We start from the raw sequence: 2665 nt of genomic DNA on the forward strand, positions 1-2665 counted from the left end.
GACCTCCACCGGCACGCCCCTCACCCGCGCCGCCTCGACCGCGTCGGCGGTCCCGCCCATGCCGTCGGCGGGCTGGCCGTCCCAGACCGCGAACATCAGCTCCACCCAGTCCAGGACGGCCTCGTTGGCGTCCTCGTAGGCGGCGCGGCCCGCCCGCCGGTGCGGCATGTAGCGCACCAGTGAGGAGCGCACGAGCAGGTCGTCGAAGCGGTCGAGGTTGGCGGGTTTGACCTTGGCCTCGCGGTAGTCGGCCGAGGGCAGCACCACCTCCAGTCTGCCCCCGACGTCCAGCACGGCCTCGGCGAAGAGCTGGTCGGCGCCGCGCGCCAGGCAGGAGACGCCGACGAGCCTGTCGTCGGCGTGGGGGTCGAGTGCCGCCACCAGCGCTTTGCGCACCAAAGTGACGCTGTCGCCGGAAAGATTCGAATGACCGGTGATTCCGATACGAGTCACGTCATCCCTTTCACATTTCGCTGATGGTGCAGCAGCGTATGTGATAACTCATCGCGGACCGCGGCCACGTGCGGGTCGCGGTGGTGCGTGGCGGACTCGGTGTACCAGTCGCGCAGGCGTCTGCGGACCCTGCCCGAACCCAGGGAGGGTTCGAGGGCCGCGGCCTGGCGCACCACCCGGGCGGCCTCGGCGGGCTCGTCGAGCAGCAGGTAGGTGCGGCCCAGCCCGATGAGGTCGAAGGCGCGGCCGCGCTTGCCGGAGGGCGCGCGCAGCTGGAGCGCCTTGGTGATGTAGGCGGCGGAGGACTCGGCGTGCCTGCGGCGCGCGCCCGGGTCCTCCTGGAGCACCGCGAGGTCGCGGTAGCGGGCGCCGACCACCCCGGCCAGCTCGGCGTGGTCGAAGCCGCCCACCCAGTCGGGCACCTCCTCGCCGTTGGCGCCCTCCAGGAGGTCCTCGGCCTGGATGACGGTGCGGCGGTAGGCCTCCGACCTGCCCATCCGCGCGTAGGACCAGCCCTCGCGCGTGCGCAGCATCGCCCGGACGAGCGCGGGCGCGCCGGTGGAGTCCGCGCTGTCGAGCGCGAGGCGGGAGATGTCCAGGGCGTCCTCGGGCCGGTGCAGGTCGAGCATCTGCCGGGCCATGTCGGCCAGGACCCCGACGCCGTAGGGGCGGTGCTCGGGTCCGGCCTGGTGGAGCGCGCGCAGGGAGAGGGTGTAGTACCGCTGCGCGGTGGGGTGGTCGCCGGCGTCGAAGGACATCGAGGCGACGGTCTTGGACAGTTCGGCCATCACCGCGAACAGCCGGTTCTGCACGGAGGCGGGCTGGGGGGTCTCCACGAGTTCGGACACCTCCGAGAGCTGTCCGACGACGGCCTTGCGGCGCACGCCCAGGCGCCACCGGTCGTTCCAGTGCCGCAGCGCCACGGTGGCGGCCTCGATGCGCCCCAGTTCGGCCTCTCCGATGGTGCCGCGGACCAGGCCGGGGGCGGCCGGGCCGGGCAGCAGCCAGTGTTCCAGCGTCTCCGTCAGCGCGGCGCCCATCAGGAGCGCGCCGCCGACCGCGAATGCGTCTCTGCGTTTCATCAGGTCCTTCAGCGTGATGTCGACGATGTCCTGCGCCGTTCTGGACGCGGACCATAAATCGCCTTCTTGCAGAGAGGATTCTGTCCAGGAAACGCCCTTCGAATACTCGTCACCCGAATCAGCGAGGCCCAGGGTCCGGCGGGCCTCGGAAGGCATGGCCAGGCCGTCGGCGATGCGCTGCCACGTGCTGAGCGCGGTGACCAGGCGCCTTCCCGCCATGATCGCACTCACGTGTGGCTGGGCCATGTCGACGGCGGAGCCGATCGTCTGCTGGCTGGCGCCGGTGTGCTGTCGGACGAGCCCGAACAGGGCTCCGGCGTCGTGCTCGGCCAGCGACCGCAGGACGTCGGCACGGGCCCAGAAAGCCCGTGACGGGGAAAGACGTGGACCGACCTGGGATTTCGTCATGCATACCGCCGGTGTATATCGGCACGGAATTCCGTCCTCGTGGACGAACGGCGTTACATCTTCCGTAGTAATCCTTACCCGGAAACTCCCGTCCCCGTAATGGACGCAAGACCCTGGTTCGTCCATGCCGGGGACCCCCCCGAGGAGAAGAGCGGTGACCTCCACCCCACAGGCAGGGCACGGCGGCGGCGCGGGCCACGGGTCCGGAGCCGGTGTCGGTGCTGTTCACACGAGTGACGCGCCCGTCCGTCGGCGCGGAAGGCACGACCTGAGCGGGCGCCCCGGACACATCGGACGCGTCGAGCCTCCCGGGCACGCCGGGCGTGCTCCGTCCGCCGGACACTCCGGACCTGACGGCTACAGCGAGCGCATCGAGTACGGCGGACACGTCGGGCACGCCCGGCGTGCCCGGGGCGTCAGCGCACAGTGCGTCAGACGGTGCGGGAGGTGCGGCAGATGATCCCCCCGCACGAGAGGATGGTCGAACGCCTCGTCGAGGAGGGCGCTCTGGCCGCGGAGTGGCGCGGGGCCTTCGCGGCGGTGCCGCGGCACCTGTTCCTGCCCGACGAGATCGCCGACCCCGACACGGGCGTGCCCGTGGACCGCTACCGCGGCGAACTGCGGTGGCTGGAGGCGGCCTACGCCGACGTTCCCGTCGTCACCCAGGTCGACGACGGCGCCCGCTACGGCCCCGGCGAGCCCACGTCCTCGTCCCCGGCGCC

2 protein-coding genes and 1 pseudogene are annotated in these 2665 nt (G+C 71.7%); 1 reads left to right on the forward strand and 2 read right to left on the reverse strand.

All coding sequences use genetic code 11. The annotated features are described in order from the left end of the window. On the reverse strand, positions 1-453 hold a 453-nt coding region (locus DQW06_RS10030; RefSeq protein ID WP_117198339.1), incomplete at its 3' end, for a hypothetical protein. Continuing rightward, entirely contained in the window at positions 450-1943 is a 1494-nt protein-coding gene (locus DQW06_RS10035) for a helix-turn-helix domain-containing protein (RefSeq protein WP_013152316.1), read from the reverse strand. The genes DQW06_RS10030 and DQW06_RS10035, both read right to left, overlap by 4 nt. Before the next feature lie 456 nt (positions 1944-2399). On the opposite strand from DQW06_RS10035, the pseudogene DQW06_RS10040 reads away from it, so the two are divergent. Continuing rightward, positions 2400-2665: pseudogene (locus DQW06_RS10040) on the forward strand (protein-L-isoaspartate(D-aspartate) O-methyltransferase); the annotation flags it as partial.

The organism is Nocardiopsis sp. TNDT3 (assembly GCF_003427465.1).
Lineage (GTDB): Bacteria > Actinomycetota > Actinomycetes > Streptosporangiales > Streptosporangiaceae > Nocardiopsis > Nocardiopsis dassonvillei.